1 pseudogene is annotated in these 695 nt (G+C 66.6%); it reads right to left on the bottom strand.

Annotated features, from left to right (window positions below):
- Nucleotides 1-600: 600 nt before the first annotated feature.
- A pseudogene (locus F6Q13_RS18880) lies at nucleotides 601-695 on the bottom strand (phosphoadenosine phosphosulfate reductase); the annotation flags it as partial.

Raw genomic sequence — 695 nt, forward strand, 5'->3', positions numbered from 1 at the left:
CCGGCGGAAGTATCGCGAAATCCATTGCTGCGAGCTTTCTTTAGACCGGCGGCGGCATCGGTGGCTTCGCCGGTCGCATACGAACCTCGTTGGCCTTCAACGTAGACATCACAGGAGGGTGGCGTGGGCAACGCACGCCACAGCGGTGAACGTCAAACCTTGGCCGTCATGAGCCCCGGCTGTGCGGTCATGCAAGAAACCTGGCCTTCCCTATGTCGAGTTTCGACGGACTTCGATGTCCATGTTTTCCTCACCAGACCCCAGCGCGGCAGGGCATAACGTCTCTTTTATCAGGGCCGGGCGGCATCATCGGGCGGGTGAGTTCGCCCAGTGCTCGTCGACTCGAGGCTGCCCCGGCAGTGCGCCGTCCCGAATCGCCGCCGATGCAACATGCCCGCATCGCTTTCGGTGATCGCGACCTGCGCCCCGGAGGCGGCCCCGTCACCCTGGGCTTGTGTGTCGCCGCAACCGCGGCCGGCGGGTTCCTGGTTTCCGTCAGCGCCCATTCCTGGGGCACCGGCGGGGCCGCGGTCCTGACCTGGGCACGATATCTGCGTCCTCACGCAGGGGCTCCGGGCCGACCGCGCCGAAATCGGGTGGCTACGGCTGGACGTGGATGCCGCACTCGGTCTTGGCGAAGCCCGCCCAGCGTCCGCTGCGTTTGTCGGCGCCCGGGGCCGGTTTGGTGGTCATCG

The sequence above is a fragment of the Mycobacterium sp. genome (assembly GCF_008709575.1).
Classification (GTDB): domain Bacteria; phylum Actinomycetota; class Actinomycetes; order Mycobacteriales; family Mycobacteriaceae; genus Mycobacterium.